The sequence below is a fragment of the Aeromonas eucrenophila genome (assembly GCF_000819865.1).
Lineage (GTDB): Bacteria > Pseudomonadota > Gammaproteobacteria > Enterobacterales > Aeromonadaceae > Aeromonas > Aeromonas eucrenophila.
The window spans coordinates 1,004,083-1,020,314 of record NZ_CDDF01000005.1 but is presented as its reverse complement, the minus strand read 5'-3'; the positions used below and the strand labels follow the sequence as shown (position 1 = coordinate 1,020,314).

Here is a 16,232-nt window from a genome sequence, read left to right as displayed (position 1 = left end):
ACAGGCCCTTTTGTTTTATTTGGCGGTGAGGGAGGGATTCGAACCCTCGATACGTTGCCGTATACACACTTTCCAGGCGTGCTCCTTCAGCCACTCGGACACCTCACCAAATTTTTGACTGCTGTTTAACGTGTTCAATCACCACGTGGTTCACTGCGCTAACGCGCCGGAACGGGGCGTAATTTAGGGGAAAGGTCCGCCGGCGTCAACGGCTTTTTGGCCGAAGCGAACCGTTCGCACATTTAACGCACAGATTAATGCACAGACTCCGGCGCAACCTGGATTTCCGGCAGGTTGAGGAAGCCCAGTCGTTCGCATTCGGAGATGACTTCGTGAGTCGCCGCCGTGGTGCTCTCAACGAACAGCAGGAACTGCTCAACGGTGAGCCCGGCCTTGGTGAAGACGGTGTGACCGACGATGAGACGCGGCAGGTTGTCGTCGATGATGTCGAGGAACACCTTGAGGGACGGGTATTGCATGTTGAGGCGACCCAGCTCGGCCATCAGCGGCAGCAACGATGAGGGGCGTACCTCCAGCTCGGATGAAAACAGCAGCCCTTCCTCTTCGACAAAGATCCGGCTCTCCTGAATGCTGTCGACCGACTGCAGGGAGACCATGTGGATGCCGTGGCACTGGTCGCACACATAGTGCTCGATCCGGGCCTGCTGCAACCAACGCATTATCATTTCAGAGCTGGGGATATTCATCATTTTCACGACACGATAAGGATCAAGGGGCGCAGTCTAAACCAATTTGCCGGCAACCAAAAGTGCGCTGGCCGGATCAGCCCCTGTCTCGCTTCTTTTTGGCAAGCGCTGTGCATATACTCAGCCATTCTCGCTCCTCAGCCGCCGCCAGATAAGGCCAGATGACCATCCAAGAAAAATACCGCCTGCACCTGAAATCCCTCTCGGATGAGCTGCTGAGCCTGCAAAAACCCATCCGCATCCTGGATGCCATCAAGTGGCCACGCCACCTGCAAACCGAGTTTCTGGCCAAGGGCGGGCGCGAGCTGCCCGCCATCGACGCGAACTTCTACCAGTCCCTCCCCCTGGGGTTCGATCCGCGCAACAAATACCTGGAGCTCAAAGAACTCAGAGACCGGATAAGGCGCCGGCTCGGCCCCCAGGACGATCTGGGCCGGATCCTGCAGGAGACGGTGGATCAATACATGGTGGTGATCGAGATGCTGCGCCAGCGCGGGCAGCCGGACTTCCAGCGTTACAGCCAGCTGCTGTACGGCTCGGCCAGCGATCACCTGCGCGGGGATCGCAAGACGCTAAAGGAGCTGGGCGCCCGCCTGTGCGACATCTTCTCCCTGCCCGGCGCCCGCCACCTGGTGCGCCCCTACCCCAAGGAGTTTGAGGGAAACGCCGCAGTGGCCAAGCTGCAGGGCAAGCTGTCGAACTACTTCGAGGATGGCGCGGTGCAGGTCAAGCTCAGCGATGGCATCGTCTCGGACGCCGCCGCCGGCGGGGATTACATCAAGCTCAGCTCCCACGCCCGCTTCTCGGAGCTGGACTTGCAGGTGCTGGAGGTGCACGAGGGCTGGGTGCACGTGGGTACCACCTTGAACGGCCGCCAGCAATCCTACGCCACCTGGCTAGGGGCAGGCTCGCCGCGCATCACCGCCTGTCAGGAGGGGTTGGCGGTGCTCATCGAGACGCTCACCTTCAGCTCCTTCCCGGACAGGGCCAAGCGTATCTCGGATCGGGTGATGGCCATCGACATGGCGGAGCGCGGCGCCGACTTCATCGAGGTGTTCCGCCACTTCACCCAGCAGGGTGCCAGCGAGCACGACGCCTACAAGATCACCCAGCGGGTGTTTCGCGGCGGCATGGTCGAGGGGGGCGCCTGCTTCACCAAGGATCTCTCCTATGTGAAGGGTTATGTGGAGACGGTCAACTTCATCCGTAGCGCCGTGCTGGAGGGAGTGCCGGAGATCTTGCCCATGCTGTTCGTCGGCAAGGTGACCCTGGACGACATCCCCGTGCTCTATCAGCACTATCTGGAGGGGCTCATCGACGCGCCGCGCTACCTGCCCCCCATGTTCCGGGATCTCACCGGTCTCTACGTCTGGTTCGGCTTCGCCTCCGGCATGTCGCTGGTGGACATAGGGCGGGTGCAACAGCACTTCCGCCAGCTGTTCCAGCGTCTGCCGGTGGCCGACCCCATCATAGCGCCGGTGGATATCGAGCTGGACTAAGTCGGATTGGATGGAATTTCTCACAATAAAAAGGGCGCCCTGTCGGCGCCCTTTTCGATCATGGGATTCGGTTACTTGAAGGCCCGACCGTCCAGGTAGTGCTTGCGGCACAGGGACACATAGCGATCGTTGCCCCCTATCTCCACCTGCTCCCCATCGCGCATCACCTGCCCCGCCTCGTTGACGCGGGAGTTCATGTGCGCCTTGTTGCCGCACCAGCAGATGCTTTTCAGCTCCTCGAACTTGTCCGCCAAGCAGAGCAGATGGTAGGAGCCGGGGAACAGCTCGCCGCGAAAATCGGTCTTGAGGCCGTAGGCGATGACCGGGATCTTGAGCTCATCGACGATGCGGGCCAATTGGTAGACCTGCTCGCGAGTCAGGAACTGCGCCTCGTCGACGATGAAGACGTCGATCTGCTTCTGCCCATGGCGCGCCTTGACCATCTCGAACAGATCGCAGCTGTCACTGAACACCTCCACCTTCAGCTCCAGGCCCACTCTGGCGCTGATCACCCCGGTGCCGAAGCGATCGTCGATGACGGGCGTCATGGCCAGCGGGACCATGCCACGCTCCAGGTAGTTGAAGTGAGCCTGGATGAGCTGGGTCGACTTGCCCGAGTTCATGGTGGCAAATTTGTAGTGCAGTGAAGCCATGAGTACGTTCCGAAACTGAATTTATGGGGCGCATGCTAACCAAAGCCCCCGCCAAAACCAAGGGGCCCGTGGGCCCCTTGTTTAATTTATGCGAACTGACTTATGCGACGGCCAGCGCGCGATGCTGCCGGGACTTGCGCAGATGGTAGCTGGAGAAGATCACAAACCAGAGCCCGCTGACCGTGAAGCCCGCCAGCACCGAGTGCATCAGCCCCATCACCAAATAGCCGAGGGCCGCGCCGAAGGCGATGGCCAGGGCATAGGGTAGCTGGGTCATCACGTGATCGATGTGGTGACAACCGGCGCCGGTGGCCGACAAGATGCTGGTGCTGGAGATGGGCGAGCTGTGATCCCCGAACACCGAGCCCGCCAGCACGGCGGCCAGCATGGGCAACATCAGGCTGATGTCGCTGGCAGCCGCCATGTCACCGGCCAGCGGCAGCATGATGCCGAAGGTGCCCCAGCTGGTGCCGGTGGCAAACGCCATGGCGCAGGAGAGGATAAACACCACCGCCGGCAGCACCTCGATGGGCAGGTTGCCGTTGGCCATGGAGGCCAGGTACTTGCCGGTCTCGACGTCGCGCACCACGGCGCCAATGGTCCAGGCGAACAGCAGTATGTTGATGGCGGGCAACATGGCCATGATCCCTTGCGGGGCGGCCTTCATCCAGTTCTTGGCACCGAGCTTGAGACGCATGGCCAGACCGATGGAGACCACCAGGCTGCACAGGGCGCCGTAGACCAGGGAGGAGCCGACGTTGGTGTTCTCGAAGGACCCGAGCACGCTGAACGGCAGACCCTTGCCCTCCAGCACGGCGGCACCGGAGTCAATCATGAAGTAGACGGTCGCCAGGGTCAGGGTCAGGATCGGCAGCACCATGTCGATCATGCCGCCGTTGCTCTCTTCCGGCGACTCCATGTCAAGACCTATGGGGCGGCCCTTGGACTCATCCCACAGCTTGCCTTCCAGCGCCCACTGCTCGTGCTGACGCATGGAGCCGATGTCGAGCTGGAACGCGATCACCACCAGCACCATGATCAGGGTGAACACGGCGTAGAGGTTCATCGGGATCATCTCGACGAAGGCGGAGATGGGGCTCTGATCTGTCAGGCCATGGGCGGCCATGATGCCGCCCACCAGGGCGATGATGTAGGCACCCCAGGAGGAGATGGGCATCAGCACGCAGACAGGGGCTGCGGTGGAGTCGAGCAGATAGGCCAGCTTGGCGCGGGAGATCTGGAAGCGATCGGTGACCGGGCGGCAGATGGCACCCACTGACAGGCTGTGGAAGAAGTCATCGATGAAGAAGGCAAACACCATCATGCCGGTGAGGGCCTTGGCCCCCTTGCGGGTCTTGGCGCGGCGCTCGGCCCACTCGGCGAAGGCGCGGGTGGCACCGGAGACGCTCATCAGGCTGATGAGGCCACCCAGCAGCAACATGAACAGGATCATGTTGACGTTGTCACGGTTGAGCGCCCCGTCGACCCAGAAGATCTTGAGCACTGTGTTCAGCATGTAATGCAGGGAGTCGAGCGGCGAAAACTGGTTGAGCAGCAGGCTGCCGGCGACGATACCGACCCCGAGCGACACCAGGACGCGACGAGTGATGATCGCCAGGGCGACGGCCAATAAAGGGGGAATGACTGACCAACCGGAGTCGGCGTAGTGAACTATGTCCATGATCTCTTTGCACCTAAAGACAACAGGTGGAGATCTACCGAGAGGATAAAGAAACAAAACCCATGGGGAGGTAATACTCCTCAGCCCCTTCAGGTAGCGCTCCATAGTGGATGACTATGGCAGTCCTGCACCTGTTCGATGCAGAACCAGCAACCCGGTATGATGGCCTGGTCACTTCGGCGCCGACTCCTTTCCCCGAACATCGCAGGCATCACCCTCCGCTCGGTTACTCATAGGCAGCGCGCCTCTACTTAAAGGTATTCGGCGCACATTTTATCGAGGCACGGTGTGATAGCAAGTTTTTTGATTAAATTTCAATACTTGTATGGCAGCTGAACGGGAAATGGTAGTCAATTGGTGCGATAAAATTGATATAGCCGATATTTTCATCTGTCAGGAACTCATTCGGGAATGGAGGTCATCAAATAGTCGATATATGCCCCACCTATTATTCGCCAGGCTTAATTTATCCATCGAATTAATTAATTCACCGTGCTTGACTTGATGCCAAATCACCCTATAAATTATCGAAAAACCATCCTCTCTCTTTAATATTTTCTCGCGTGGTAGCCCATATGAACGAATTTTTGAAAGTACTGCTGAATATCCGCAGCCTGCGTGCTGCCTGCCGTGAGCTGACTCTGGAACAACTGGAAGAGGGTCTGGAAAAATTCACCGCCATCGTCACCGAACGCCAGCAGGATGAATCCGCCGATCGTCAGGCGCGCGAAGAGCACCAAAAGAAAATTGCCGAATATGCCGAAATGCTGAAGGCCGCAGGTATTGATCCGTCTGAATTGGTGGGCACTGTTGCCGTCGACAGCCCCAAGGCCAGCAAGGGTAAACGCGCCCCCCGCCCCGCCAAATATCGTTATCTGGACGATGGCGTGGAAAAGACCTGGACCGGTCAGGGCCGCATGCCTTCCACCATTGCCAAGGCCGTGGCTGAAGGCAAATCCGTGGAAGAATTTGCCATCTAATTTCCCGATGTTGGCCAAATAAAAAACCTCGCACTGGCGAGGTTTTTTATTATCCGTGTAACGGCGCTCAGCCCCGATCGGCGGCCTTGACCCAGAGCACCTCGGGGGTGTTGGTGCACACCAGCAGATATCTCGCCACCGTGAAAAACCAGTCACTCAGCCGGTTCAGATAGGGCAAGACAGCCGGGTTGACCCGCTCGACGCGGCTCAAGCCCAGCAGCAGACGCTCGCAGCGACGGGTCAGGGTCCGCACCACATGGGCCTGCGCCGCTGCCCGGGAACCGCTCGGCAAGATGAAATTACGCAATACCGGCAACTGGGCGCTATAGGCATCAATCTGTTGCTCGAGTCGCAGTGTCCAGCTTTCATTGACCTGCCACAGGGCCGCACTTTGCGCCTCGCAGGAAAAGGCCAGCTCACCTCCCAAATCAAAAAGCTCCTGCTGCAGCAATATCAACTCGGCCAATAATCCCGTCTCCTGCACCGGTATTTCGGCAATAAGCAGACCTATCTGGGAATTTAACTCATCGATGGCACCATAGGTCTCGACACGCCTGTCATCCTTGGCAAGCTGACTGCCATCGGCCAGTCGGGTGAGTCCCTTGTCGCCCTGCCGGGTATATATTCTCATACTGACATCCTGTTAATAATGGGAATAATCATGGACTCGAGTCCGTTGAGTTTTATCTCGTACGCCAGTGCCAATGTCTGGCCCAATGTACCGGCGGGGAAACCACTGCGCGCCATCCACACCAGATAGGGCTCGGGAATATCGATGATGCGTCGCCCCTGATATTTACCGTAAGGCATCTTGCCCGCCAGGCTCAGCAATACCCGCTCGTCCGATAGATTGTCCATCTTAATCGATATTCAGATATTTGTGGGTCTGGATGGAAAGCCGCCAATTACGGGCGATGCAGGTCGCCATGGCAAGCTCGGTGGCTCTGGGCTTCTGGCTGATGGGTTGCAGCGCGATGACCACGTCTTTGCGTAATTCAGCGGTCGCCAGCAGAGCGTCGAGCTCCTCGATGTGGTGCTCGGTCGCCACCGGATGCTTGATCTCGTTGGCACGCTCGAGGGCCGAGCGCAGCACCGGCAAGCCCCCCTTCATCCCTATCTTCGGCGAGACGGTGACCCAGGTGCTGTCGTGAGTCTTGATCTCGCTGGTGCCGCTGGTCTCGATCTGGACCTGGAAACCCGCCGTCACCAGGGCCGTCGAGAGTTCGATGAGATCATAGAGGCAAGGCTCGCCACCGGTTAACACCACGTGGCGCGCTTTATAGCCAAGAGTCTCGAAACTCGCCAGGATCTCGTCCGTGCTCATCTTGCTCCAGCCATCGGACTCGTTGGAGCGATCGAGCACCTCCTTGCTGTCTACCTCACGGGACGGATCCACCACCCAGGTGTGGCGGGTATCGCACCAGGGACAGCCCACGGGGCAGCCTTGCAGGCGAACGAAGATGGCGGGCAGGCCGGTGAAGACCCCCTCCCCCTGGATGGTCTGGAAGATCTCGTTGATTGGGTAGTGCATGCTGGTCACGACTTGTTGCAAAAGGCGCGGATTATACCCCAAACGGCGGCAAGACTCACAATCCGGTTTTCTTGTGCAGGCGCGCCATGACGCCAACCCTGTCGGCCAGGTACTGGTTCAGGCCGCGGCTGCGCAGCTCGCAGGCGGGGCAAGTGCCGCAGCCGTCGCCCTGAATGCCGTTGTAGCAGGTGAGTGTTTGCTGGCGCACGGTATCGAGATGACCATAATGATCCGCCAGTGCCCAGGTCTCGGCCTTGTCGAGCCACATCAGCGGCGTCTCGAAGCGGATCCCGCGATCCAGCCCAAGGGAGACCGCCTGGTTGAGCGCCTTGACGAACTCGTCGCGGCAGTCGGGGTAGCCGGAGAAGTCGGTCTCGCACACCCCGGTGATCACGGTATCGGCACCCACCTGATAGGCATAGATGGAGGCCAGGGTCAGAAACAGGATGTTGCGACCCGGCACGAAGGTGTTGGGCAGGCCGTTGTCTTGCAGCTCACCGCTGACCGGGATCTCGTCCCGGGTCAGGGCCGAGACCGCCAGCTCCCCCAGCATGGTCACGTCCATCACCTTGTGGGCGGCGATGCCAAATGATTTGGCCAGACGGCGGGCCGTGTCTATCTCCTCCCGATGGCGCTGACCATAGTCGAAGGTGATGGCGTGCACTTCGTCATAGCGGGCCTGTGCCTGCACCAGACAGGTGGTGCTATCCTGACCACCACTGAATACCACGACGGCTTTTTTCACGTTGCTCACTCCTCTCTCTGTTATCAGTTCTCTGTTCTGAATACGCGGTTCTAACTATGCAGTTTTAGGTGCGGCGACCCTGGGCAAAGTCATGCCACTGCTGGTTTAAATGGGTAAAAAGATTCATCAGCGGGGCGAAGCGCTCGGGCTCTCCCTCCCACTGGGATAACAGATGGTAGCCCGCCTCCAGGGTCGACAGCGCCTCGGGGAACGGCTTCTTGCGAATGGAGTATTGCCCCGGAATGGCGCCGAGTTTGATCCTCGGCAGCCGCAGCAAAGCCGGGTTGCTGTGCAGCATGCGGTAGGCCTTGCGCCAGGTGCCATCGAGCAGGATGAAGCGGGTTGTTCGGGGGACACCAGATTCTGCCACTACCCGCTCGCGCACCTGGTCCAGGGTCAGGGCATGCTCATCCGGCCACAGCAGATAGCAGGCTACCTCGGGGTCGGCCAGCAAGGCATTGAGCCCATCGTCTTTGGCAAAGTCCTCCCCCACATGGATGGAGGCATCGGTGAGAGAGGCGGCCAGCAAGGCGGCCGTCCCCTTGGGGTGACCGACTTCGGTCGGATGCTGCAGAATATGGAGCGGCGCCAGGTGGGATACCCGCTCGATATAATCACACAGACAGGCTTTGAGGGCTCGGGTGCAGCGTGTACAGTAGCGGCTCTCTCTGTCGTTGGGCTGTTTCATGTTGTCAGAAAAATCGGGTCTGCTCTGGGTCATCACGCTGTCGCTCATCACTGCCTTGCTCTTCTTCACCGTACCGAACCACCTGCTCTCCTTCGAGCGCGCCCTGATCGCCCAGGGCGAAGGGTGGCGCATCATAACAGGCAATCTGGCCCATACCAATTTATGGCACCTGCTGCTCAACCTGAGCGGGCTGGTGGTGCTCTACAGCCTGTTTCGTGAATATCTCACCGGCTGGCGCCTGCCCGTGCTGATGTTGCTGCTGAGTACGGCCGTCGGCCTCGGCATCTGGTGGTGGTGCCCGCAGACCCAGTGGTACATGGGGCTATCCGGCGCCTTGCATGGCCTGTTCGTGTGGGGCGCGGTGCAGGATATCCGCCATCGCCGCCATTCCGGCTGGCTGATGTTGCTGGGCATCGTCATCAAGCTCGGGCTGGACTTTTACAGCGCGGGGGAGAGTCCGGTGGCCGTGCTGATCGGCGCCAGGGTACACATCGAATCTCATCTCATCGGCTCGGTGGCCGGCCTGTTGCTCGGTTTGTTGCCCCTCGGCCTGGGGACTCAGCCCCTCAAGTCTTGAGTTCTACCAGGACTTGAAATGAAACAGGCCGGATCCAGGATCCGGCCTGTTTCATTCTGTCGTCGTACTCACTAACCATTCAGCTCGGCATTGATGCTGGTCAGCATAGCTGCCGGATCGGCGGACTGAGTGATGGGACGGCCGATCACCAGATAGTCAGCCCCCGCCTCCACCGCCGCCCGCGGTGTCATGACCCGGCGCTGATCCCCTGCCGCCGCACCGGTCGGACGAATGCCCGGCGTGACCAGCTTGAAATCGGCCCCCAGCAGGGTCTTGAGCTCAGAGGCCTCCTCGGCGGAGCAGACCACCCCATCCAGCCCCGCTTCCTTGGTCAGCTTGGCCAGCCGGATCACCTGTTCGGCCGGGCCGACGCTGAGCCCCAGCGGCGCCATATCGGATTGCTCCATGCTGGTCAGCACGGTTACGGCGATCAGCAGAGGGGCCTTGTCACCATAGGGGGCCAGCGCCTCCTTGGCGGCCCGCATCATGCGCTCGCCACCGCTGGCGTGCACGTTGACCATCCAGACCCCGAGTTCGGCACTGGCTGCCACGGCCTTGGCCACTGTGTTGGGAATGTCGTGAAACTTCAGATCCAGGAAGACGTCGAATCCCTTGGCCACCAGCTGGCGCACGAATTGGGGGCCAAACAGGGTAAACATCTCCTTGCCCACCTTGAGGCGGCATTGGGCCGGGGAGATCTGATCGATGAAGGCGAAGGCATCGGCCTCGTGCTGATAATCGAGCGCAACCAGTACTTTGGGATCTTGCATGTCACTTCCTATGGGTTGGTATTGCAAGGCCCGCCCCGGGCCTCGCCTGCTGGCACCCGGTCGAGCCCGCGGGATTCACTCATCCCGGCTCAGGCTATTCGCCGTCCAGGCCACGAATGGGTTTGATGGTGCCCCACTGACGGCAGGAGGGACACTGCCAGAACAGCGAGTGGGTGGCGAAGCCACACTGGCGGCACTTGTGGGTCGACTTGATCTTGATCTGCTCGCCAACCAGCTGCTGCAGCAGCTCCAGGCTCTCCTTGGCGGGGCCCTCCTCGGCGCTGGCCAGCTGGAAGCCGACCAGCTGATAGAAGCCCTTCATGGAGGGATGGCGCCGCAGTTGACGCAGCACCAAAGCGCGCGCCTGACTCAGGCCATCGCGCTCCTCCACCAGATTGGCCAGGGCCAGGGTCACGCTGACGCCGGCATGATCCTCCACCGCCTTCTCCAGCAGCGGGATCAGCTCCTGGCTGCGCCCCATCTGCTGATAGCAGACAAGCAGCTTCGGCATGGCCTCGGAGGCAAAATCCATGTCCTGCTCGAACACCCGCAACAGATCCTTGCTGGCCTCCTCGAACTTGCCCTCCTCCATGGTGAGTTCGGCCAGTCGCAGGCTGGCGCGAGCACAGGCAGGATTGACGCTGAGCGCCCGCTTCAAGCGGGTACGCCCTGTGACCAGATCCCCGTCACGCAGGGCACTCTCCGCCTGCTCGCAATAGAAATGGGAGATGGGGTCGGCCAACTTCTTGCCTTGAAACTTCTGCAGGCGCACGGCGACTTCGATGGCCTTGTCCCAATCGCGCAGCTGCTGATGGATGATCAGCAGTTGGGTCAGCGCCGTCTCCTCGAAGTCACTGTCGTCGCACAGCTCGTTCCAGATGGCCTCGGCCCTGTCCAGCAGGCCGGCGGCGAGAAAGTCGCGAGCCAGCTCTTGCAGCGCGAGTTGGCGTTGTTCCCGGGTCAGCTGGCGACTGACCAGATTCTGGTGGATCTTGATGGCGCGATCGACCTCGCCACGCTGGCGAAACAGGTTGCCGAGGGAGAGGTGGGTTTCGATGGTGTCGCTGTCGACTTCCAGCAGCTGGATGAAGAGATCCACCGCCTTGTCCGACTCGTCAGACAGCAAATAGTTGAGGCCCGCCACATACTGGCGGGAAAACTGGTTACTTTGTTGCTGGGTGTCCTGGCGAACACTCCTGCGTCCCATGTACCAACCATAACCAGCGGCAATTGGCAACAGCAGGAAAAGCAGTTCAAGCATCGAGGGACATTATTCCTTGGTAGCCGACCGGGCCAGCTCCAACTCGCGGGATTGACGACGCATGGTGCGACTGAGGGTGCGATTTTGCAGCTTGAGGCGCAGGAAGAGCAGACCGAATACCAACCAGCCCAGCAAGAATCCGCCGGCAAAGAAGAATCCCAGCAGCATGGAGAGCGAGAACTCGCCTTGTGCTATCAGATAATTGAACTGCACCTGCTGGCCGTTTTGTGAACCTATGGCGAGGGTCAATACAAACACCAGCACCAATGGGATAAGGGCCAAGATACGCTTCATAAGAGCTCCCTGTCTGTAGCTAATGAGAGACCGATTATCCTTAAAATCACCGGCAGACTCTAGAGCGAATGGGAAAAGACTTTGATAAACCCGACAATTGGCGTAACCAATGTCGCAAAAATAAAAAAGGCATACCCAGGTATGCCATTTTCTGCATTATTCGATGATGTTCACGCGCTCGCGTAACTCTTTACCCGGCTTGAAGTGAGGGACATATTTCCCGGTCAGTTCAACCTTGTCCCCGGTCTTGGGGTTGCGACCCACGCGGGGGGCACGATAGTGCAGTGAAAAACTTCCAAATCCTCGGATTTCAATCCTGTCGCCGTTTTGCAAGGTCGACGCCATCTGCTCAAGGATCTCCTTGATGGCGGCTTCGACATCTTTGGCCGGCATATGCATGCGGTTGGCAGCCAATTTTTCGATGAGATCTGATTTGGTCATAAGGTTAAATCTCCTTCCCCGATCACATGCAATATTCATTTTGCCAAGATAAAAAAGGGCGGCGTAAAGCCGCCCTTTTCTTGCATCAAGGATTACTCACCCTTGGCGGCTTTGAACGCTTCCATCATAGCATTGCTGAACACAACTTCTTCTTGTTGGTTCAGGCTATCGATAGCAACACGCTCGTCAGCTTCGTCCTTAGCACGGACAGACAGGCTTACGGTGCGGTTCTTACGATCAACGCCCATGAATTTAGCTTCAACTTCGTCACCAACAGACAGCACCAGAGTGGCGTCTTCTACACGGTCACGAGCAGCGTCGGAGGCACGCAGGTAGCCTTCCACGCCATCAGCCAGTTCGATCACGGCACCCTTGGCATCAACCTCGGTAACCTTACCCTTCACGATAGCACCTTTCTTGTTATCAGACAGGTACTTATTGAACGGGTCTTCTTCGATCTGCTTGACACCCAGGGAGATGCGCTCGCGCTCCGGGTCCACTTGCAGAACAACGGCTTCGATCTCGTCGCCCTTCTTGAATTCACGCACGGCTTCTTCGCCCTGGTTGTTCCAGGAGATGTCAGACAGGTGAACCAGGCCGTCGATGCCGCCATCCAGACCGATGAAGATACCGAAATCAGTGATGGACTTGATCTTACCGGAAACACGGTCGCCCTTGGCGTGAGTTTCGGCAAACAGCTGCCACGGGTTGGATTTGCACTGCTTCAGACCCAGGGAGATACGACGACGTTCTTCGTCGATGTCCAGAACCATCACGTCAACCACGTCGCCAACGTTAACAACCTTGGACGGGTGGATGTTCTTGTTGGTCCAATCCATCTCGGATACGTGTACCAGGCCTTCCACGCCTTCTTCGATTTCAACGAAGCAGCCGTAGTCGGTCAGGTTGGTCACGCGGCCAGACAGACGGGTGGTCTCCGGGTAACGCTTGGCGATAGCAACCCAGGGATCTTCGCCCAGCTGCTTCAGACCCAGGGATACACGGGTACGCTCGCGGTCGAACTTCAGAACCTTGACAGCGATCTCGTCGCCAACGTTGACGATTTCGGAAGGATGCTTAACGCGCTTCCACGCCATGTCGGTGATGTGCAGCAGGCCGTCAACACCGCCCAGATCTACGAATGCACCGTAGTCGGTCAGGTTCTTGACGATACCCTTAACTTCTTGACCTTCTTGCAGGTTGGCCAGCAGGCTTTCGCGCTCGGAGGTGTTCTCGGTTTCGATCACGGCACGACGGGAAACAACAACGTTGTTGCGCTTCTGGTCCAGCTTGATGACTTTGAACTCGAGTTCTTTGTTTTCCAGGTGAGCGGTGTCACGGATCGGACGCACGTCAACCAGGGAACCCGGCAGGAAGGCACGGATGCCGTTCAGCTCAACGGTGAAACCACCCTTGACCTTGCCGTTGATGATACCGATAACGGTAGCTTGCTCTTCGTATGCCTTCTCAAGCTGCAGCCAGGCTTCGTGGCGCTTGGCTTTTTCGCGGGACAGCTTGGTTTCGCCGAAACCATCTTCGATAGAGTCCAGAGCCACGTCAACGGTGTCGCCTACATTGATTTCCAGCTCGCCCAGGGCGTTCTTGAATTCTTCAGCAGGGATGGCAGACTCGGATTTCAGACCGGCGTCAACCAGTACAAAACCGTTCTCGATAGCAACGACGGTACCCTTGACGATGGAACCTTGACGGGTTTCAACGGCGTTCAGGGACTCTTCAAAGAGTTGAGCAAAAGATTCGATCATTGTTTGTGTCACAAATGAAACATCCACTCGCAATCCGGCACAAGCGGGGTTGTTTTAAATTATCTGCGCCATCCATGGTGCAGACGACTGACATCAACTTGCGCTGACATCACCAAGTTGTTGCTCTACATAAGCGAGTACCGTCACCAGCACTTCGTCTATGGTCATCGACGTTGAGTCGACGACGAGCGCGTCTTCCGCGGGTTTCAGGGGGGCAACGGCGCGATTTCTGTCGCGATCGTCACGTTCCCGAATCTCGGTTAAAAGACGCTCAAAGTTAACATCAAAGCCCTTATCTTGCAACTGCTTATAGCGGCGCTGCGCCCGCTCTTCCGCGCTGGCGTCGAGGAAAATCTTCACCTCGGCCTCGGGGAAAACCACTGTACCCATGTCACGGCCATCGGCGATGAGACCCGGTTGCTGGCGAAAAGCACGCTGGCGACGCAGCAGGGCTTCGCGCACCCGGGGGAAGACCGCAATTTTGCTGGCGGCGTCGCTCACTTCCTGGGAGCGGATGGTACGGGAGACATCCTCCCCTTCCAGCACCACCTTCACCTGGTCACCTTCAACCTGGAATTGCACGTCCAGATTCGCGGCCAGGGGCACTAGGGCCGCCTCGGCGTCAATCTCGACATCGTGGTGCAAGGCGGCCAGCGCCAGCACCCGGTAGATGGCGCCGGAATCGAGTAGGTGCCAACCCAGCTTCTCCGCCAACAACTGGCACAGGGTGCCTTTGCCGGCACCACTTGGGCCATCGATTGTCATCATGGGGGCCATCTGGGGCATAACTTTTCTCCTGCGCACGCTGCACGTTGACGGGTTGCACACATCCCTGCCGGGATGGGGTAATGGGCGCCGATTATACCCGAATGCACGGGGTCTGGCAGTTGTCAGACCACAGATTTGCGCGGAAGTCGTCGCGATTGCGCCTATTATGACCAATCCGGCAAAGCATTCCTCACTGCAAGGTTTTGTTCTTATGGTTGTTATGGATGAGGCGCGCTAAACTAGCCGCCTTTTTTAAGCAGTTGTAGTCAGGAGCAACCCTATGAGCAGCATTAGCCTGGTGGCTAAATCCAAGTTGCCGACCCCTTGGGGCACCTTCACGCTAGTTGGCTTTCAGGAAACCGGCACAGGCAAGGATCACGCCGCGCTGGTGATGGGCGATATCGCCGACGGCGAGCCCGTGCTTGGACGCATTCACTCCGAGTGTCTGACCGGAGACGCCCTGTTCAGCCTGCGCTGCGACTGTGGCTTCCAATTGCAGGCCGCCATGCAGAACATCGCCAAGGCCGGCCGTGGCGTCTTGCTGTATGTCCGTCAGGAAGGGCGTGGCATCGGTCTGCTCAACAAGATCCGGGCCTATCACCTGCAGGATCAGGGGGCCGACACCGTCGAGGCCAACGTGGCGCTGGGCTTTGCCGCCGACATGCGCGATTACACCATCTGTGCCGACATGCTGAAGGCTTTGGAGGTCAAGAGCCTGCGCTTGATGACCAACAACCCGCGCAAGCTCAAGGCGATGGAAAGTTTCGGCATCCCGGTGGCCGAGCGCGTTCCCCTGCAGGAGGGGCGCAACCCCCACAACGAGTTCTATCTCTCCACCAAGGCGAACAAGCTGGATCACCTGCTCAAGAAGTAGGGCTTCTTCTCTTGCGACCCTTGAGAAACGCCTCCTAAACGGAGGCGTTTTTATTTGCGTCAATCACATTTTACAAGACGTAATGCTAACTATCTTGCCTGTGACAGCAGAAAATCTCTCAGCGCCCGGTTGGCCATGGAGAGGGGATCCCCGCGCCGCCAGGCCACGCAGAGATCGAGGAAGATCGGTGGCGCGAAGGGCACGCCGATAAGCGCCGTCTCCTCGTCCAGCGCCATGCGCAGGAAGGTGGTCACCGCAAACCCCTGCCTCACCACCGCCTTGAGCAGCGGAATGAGGTTGCTCTCGAACGCGATGTTCGGCTCGCAGCCCAGCCCCTGGGCCAGCACCTCCATGTGTTCGCGGTGATAGAAGCCGCGTCTGAACATGGCGAGCTCCTGGCCGAAGAATTGTGGCAGCGAGACGCTGGCGGCCTGGCGCAGCGGATGCTCCTCCCCCACCACCATCAGCATCTCTTCGCGCAGCAGCTGGGCCCCCTCCAGCGCCGGCGGCAGATCGCTGGTGATGAGGATGGCCAAGTCCAGGCTGCCGTCCACCATGCGGCTGAGCAGCTCCCGGGTGCCCGCCTCCTCCACCCGGATCTTGAGGCCGGGATAGCGGTGCTTGAACGCCATCAGAATGGGTGGGAAGTAGTAGGAGCCCATCATGTAGGGGATGCCGATGCGCACCTCTCCCCGCTCCAGCCCCTTGAGCTCCGCCATCTCCGCCTCGGCCTGATGCATCTGCAATAGCAGCCGCTCGGCATGGCGACAGAGCACCTCTCCCTCCGGGGTGAGCCGCACATTGCGATCCTGGCGGTCGAACAGGCGCAGCTCAAGCTGGCTCTCCAGCTTGGCGATGGCCATGCTGACCGCCGGCTGCGCCACGTGCAGCGCGCTGGCGGCCCGGGTGAAGGAGCCCGCGTCCCGTACCGCCAGCAAATAACTGAGCTGTTTCAGATCCATATCAATTTCATTTATGAGGTGGATAACATAAATATATT

At 59.0% G+C, this 16,232-nt stretch carries 19 protein-coding genes, 1 tRNA gene and 1 riboswitch; of the genes, 4 read left to right on the top strand and 16 right to left on the bottom strand.

Annotated elements, in window-relative coordinates; translation table 11 throughout:
* Window positions 1-20: 20 nt before the first annotated feature.
* A tRNA-Ser gene (locus BN1124_RS08515) sits at window positions 21-108 on the bottom strand.
* A gap of 146 nt (window positions 109-254) precedes the next feature.
* Complete coding sequence (locus BN1124_RS08510) at window positions 255-710, bottom strand: type III secretion system chaperone family protein (RefSeq protein WP_082041498.1); 456 nt, start codon at window positions 708-710, stop codon at window positions 255-257.
* 158 nt (window positions 711-868) lie between these two features.
* Here BN1124_RS08510 and BN1124_RS08505 point away from each other — a divergent pair, with 158 nt between their 5' ends.
* Entirely contained in the window at window positions 869-2,206 is a 1,338-nt protein-coding gene (locus BN1124_RS08505) for a flavohemoglobin expression-modulating QEGLA motif protein (RefSeq protein ID WP_042640820.1), read from the top strand.
* Between the two features lie 71 nt (window positions 2,207-2,277).
* On the opposite strand, the gene BN1124_RS08500 is transcribed toward BN1124_RS08505, so the two are convergent.
* Together BN1124_RS08500 and BN1124_RS08495 are read right to left on the bottom strand one after the other, a co-directional pair.
* Window positions 2,278-2,859, bottom strand: coding sequence for a thymidine kinase (locus tag BN1124_RS08500; protein ID WP_042640818.1), 582 nt, complete (start codon window positions 2,857-2,859; stop codon window positions 2,278-2,280).
* Between the two features lie 100 nt (window positions 2,860-2,959).
* A complete protein-coding gene (locus tag BN1124_RS08495) occupies window positions 2,960-4,540 on the bottom strand; it encodes a Na+/H+ antiporter NhaC family protein (protein ID WP_042640816.1) in 1,581 nt (526 codons plus the stop codon).
* Window positions 4,541-4,626: 86 nt separating this feature from the next.
* Window positions 4,627-4,798, bottom strand: a riboswitch (Lysine riboswitch).
* Window positions 4,799-5,115: 317 nt separating this feature from the next.
* Between BN1124_RS08495 and BN1124_RS08490 the strand changes: the two genes are divergently transcribed.
* A complete protein-coding gene (locus tag BN1124_RS08490; protein ID WP_042640814.1) occupies window positions 5,116-5,520 on the top strand; it encodes an H-NS family histone-like protein in 405 nt (134 codons plus the stop codon).
* Window positions 5,521-5,587: 67 nt separating this feature from the next.
* Here the strand turns inward: BN1124_RS08490 and BN1124_RS08485 are convergent, their stop codons facing one another.
* From BN1124_RS08485 to BN1124_RS08465, 5 genes are all read right to left on the bottom strand, one after another.
* Entirely contained in the window at window positions 5,588-6,151 is a 564-nt protein-coding gene (locus tag BN1124_RS08485) for a cob(I)yrinic acid a,c-diamide adenosyltransferase (protein WP_042640812.1), read from the bottom strand.
* A complete protein-coding gene (locus BN1124_RS08480) occupies window positions 6,148-6,378 on the bottom strand; it encodes a DUF3820 family protein (protein WP_042640810.1) in 231 nt (76 codons plus the stop codon). The genes BN1124_RS08485 and BN1124_RS08480 overlap by 4 nt, the downstream gene beginning before the upstream one ends.
* A gap of 1 nt (window position 6,379) precedes the next feature.
* Complete coding sequence (gene queE, locus BN1124_RS08475; protein ID WP_042640954.1) at window positions 6,380-7,051, bottom strand: 7-carboxy-7-deazaguanine synthase QueE; 672 nt, start codon at window positions 7,049-7,051, stop codon at window positions 6,380-6,382.
* 55 nt (window positions 7,052-7,106) lie between these two features.
* Window positions 7,107-7,796, bottom strand: a complete 690-nt coding sequence (gene queC, locus BN1124_RS08470; RefSeq protein ID WP_042640808.1) for a 7-cyano-7-deazaguanine synthase QueC — start codon at window positions 7,794-7,796, stop codon at window positions 7,107-7,109.
* Between the two features lie 64 nt (window positions 7,797-7,860).
* Window positions 7,861-8,517, bottom strand: coding sequence for a tRNA-uridine aminocarboxypropyltransferase (locus tag BN1124_RS08465; RefSeq protein WP_197066191.1), 657 nt, complete (start codon window positions 8,515-8,517; stop codon window positions 7,861-7,863).
* On the opposite strand from BN1124_RS08465, the gene rrtA reads away from it, so the two are divergent.
* Window positions 8,483-9,061: a rhombosortase gene (gene rrtA / locus BN1124_RS08460; RefSeq protein WP_082041496.1), complete on the top strand. Its 579-nt coding sequence runs from the start codon at window positions 8,483-8,485 to the stop codon at window positions 9,059-9,061. The genes BN1124_RS08465 and rrtA overlap by 35 nt on opposite strands.
* 71 nt (window positions 9,062-9,132) lie before the next feature.
* Here the strand turns inward: rrtA and pyrF are convergent, their stop codons facing one another.
* From pyrF to cmk, 6 genes are all read right to left on the bottom strand, one after another.
* Window positions 9,133-9,831: an orotidine-5'-phosphate decarboxylase gene (gene pyrF / locus BN1124_RS08455; protein WP_042640805.1), complete on the bottom strand. Its 699-nt coding sequence runs from the start codon at window positions 9,829-9,831 to the stop codon at window positions 9,133-9,135.
* Between the two features lie 94 nt (window positions 9,832-9,925).
* Window positions 9,926-11,092, bottom strand: a complete 1,167-nt coding sequence (gene lapB, locus BN1124_RS08450; RefSeq protein ID WP_042640804.1) for a lipopolysaccharide assembly protein LapB — start codon at window positions 11,090-11,092, stop codon at window positions 9,926-9,928.
* 9 nt (window positions 11,093-11,101) lie between these two features.
* On the bottom strand, window positions 11,102-11,386 hold the full coding sequence (locus BN1124_RS08445; RefSeq protein ID WP_033129161.1) for a LapA family protein: 285 nt from the start codon (window positions 11,384-11,386) through the stop codon (window positions 11,102-11,104).
* Window positions 11,387-11,542: 156 nt separating this feature from the next.
* On the bottom strand, window positions 11,543-11,827 hold the full coding sequence (ihfB, locus tag BN1124_RS08440; RefSeq protein ID WP_033129160.1) for an integration host factor subunit beta: 285 nt from the start codon (window positions 11,825-11,827) through the stop codon (window positions 11,543-11,545).
* A gap of 92 nt (window positions 11,828-11,919) precedes the next feature.
* Window positions 11,920-13,590: a 30S ribosomal protein S1 gene (rpsA, locus tag BN1124_RS08435; protein ID WP_005327816.1), complete on the bottom strand. Its 1,671-nt coding sequence runs from the start codon at window positions 13,588-13,590 to the stop codon at window positions 11,920-11,922.
* Window positions 13,591-13,683: 93 nt separating this feature from the next.
* The gene (gene cmk, locus BN1124_RS08430; RefSeq protein ID WP_042640803.1) at window positions 13,684-14,376 is read right to left on the bottom strand and encodes a (d)CMP kinase; all 693 of its coding nucleotides are present in this window, start codon (window positions 14,374-14,376) and stop codon (window positions 13,684-13,686) included.
* A 262-nt stretch (window positions 14,377-14,638) separates the two neighbouring features.
* Here cmk and ribA point away from each other — a divergent pair, with 262 nt between their 5' ends.
* Window positions 14,639-15,232 (top strand): GTP cyclohydrolase II, encoded by a 594-nt coding sequence (ribA, locus tag BN1124_RS08425; protein ID WP_042640802.1) that lies wholly within the window; start codon window positions 14,639-14,641, stop codon window positions 15,230-15,232.
* Between the two features lie 89 nt (window positions 15,233-15,321).
* Here ribA and BN1124_RS08420 read toward each other — a convergent pair whose 3' ends face one another.
* Window positions 15,322-16,194 (bottom strand): LysR family transcriptional regulator, encoded by an 873-nt coding sequence (locus tag BN1124_RS08420; protein ID WP_042640801.1) that lies wholly within the window; start codon window positions 16,192-16,194, stop codon window positions 15,322-15,324.
* Between the last annotated feature and the right edge of the window lie 38 nt (window positions 16,195-16,232).

What these genes read in the sequence shown, in the direction of transcription:
- BN1124_RS08510 (WP_082041498.1), bottom strand. Translation starts at nt 710, where the DNA reads ATGATGAATATCCCCAGCTCTGAAATGATAATGCGTTGGTTGCAGCAG.
- BN1124_RS08505 (WP_042640820.1), top strand. Translation starts at nt 869, where the DNA reads ATGACCATCCAAGAAAAATACCGCCTGCACCTGAAATCCCTCTCGGAT.
- BN1124_RS08500 (WP_042640818.1), bottom strand. Translation starts at nt 2,859, where the DNA reads ATGGCTTCACTGCACTACAAATTTGCCACCATGAACTCGGGCAAGTCG.
- BN1124_RS08495 (WP_042640816.1), bottom strand. Translation starts at nt 4,540, where the DNA reads ATGGACATAGTTCACTACGCCGACTCCGGTTGGTCAGTCATTCCCCCT.
- BN1124_RS08490 (WP_042640814.1), top strand. Translation starts at nt 5,116, where the DNA reads ATGAACGAATTTTTGAAAGTACTGCTGAATATCCGCAGCCTGCGTGCT.
- BN1124_RS08485 (WP_042640812.1), bottom strand. Translation starts at nt 6,151, where the DNA reads ATGAGAATATATACCCGGCAGGGCGACAAGGGACTCACCCGACTGGCC.
- BN1124_RS08480 (WP_042640810.1), bottom strand. Translation starts at nt 6,378, where the DNA reads ATGGACAATCTATCGGACGAGCGGGTATTGCTGAGCCTGGCGGGCAAG.
- queE (WP_042640954.1), bottom strand. Translation starts at nt 7,051, where the DNA reads ATGCACTACCCAATCAACGAGATCTTCCAGACCATCCAGGGGGAGGGG.
- rrtA (WP_082041496.1), top strand. Translation starts at nt 8,483, where the DNA reads ATGTTGTCAGAAAAATCGGGTCTGCTCTGGGTCATCACGCTGTCGCTC.
- BN1124_RS08465 (WP_197066191.1), bottom strand. Translation starts at nt 8,517, where the DNA reads ATGACCCAGAGCAGACCCGATTTTTCTGACAACATGAAACAGCCCAAC.
- pyrF (WP_042640805.1), bottom strand. Translation starts at nt 9,831, where the DNA reads ATGCAAGATCCCAAAGTACTGGTTGCGCTCGATTATCAGCACGAGGCC.
- lapB (WP_042640804.1), bottom strand. Translation starts at nt 11,092, where the DNA reads ATGCTTGAACTGCTTTTCCTGCTGTTGCCAATTGCCGCTGGTTATGGT.
- BN1124_RS08445 (WP_033129161.1), bottom strand. Translation starts at nt 11,386, where the DNA reads ATGAAGCGTATCTTGGCCCTTATCCCATTGGTGCTGGTGTTTGTATTG.
- ihfB (WP_033129160.1), bottom strand. Translation starts at nt 11,827, where the DNA reads ATGACCAAATCAGATCTCATCGAAAAATTGGCTGCCAACCGCATGCAT.
- rpsA (WP_005327816.1), bottom strand. Translation starts at nt 13,590, where the DNA reads ATGATCGAATCTTTTGCTCAACTCTTTGAAGAGTCCCTGAACGCCGTT.
- cmk (WP_042640803.1), bottom strand. Translation starts at nt 14,376, where the DNA reads ATGCCCCAGATGGCCCCCATGATGACAATCGATGGCCCAAGTGGTGCC.
- ribA (WP_042640802.1), top strand. Translation starts at nt 14,639, where the DNA reads ATGAGCAGCATTAGCCTGGTGGCTAAATCCAAGTTGCCGACCCCTTGG.
- BN1124_RS08420 (WP_042640801.1), bottom strand. Translation starts at nt 16,194, where the DNA reads ATGGATCTGAAACAGCTCAGTTATTTGCTGGCGGTACGGGACGCGGGC.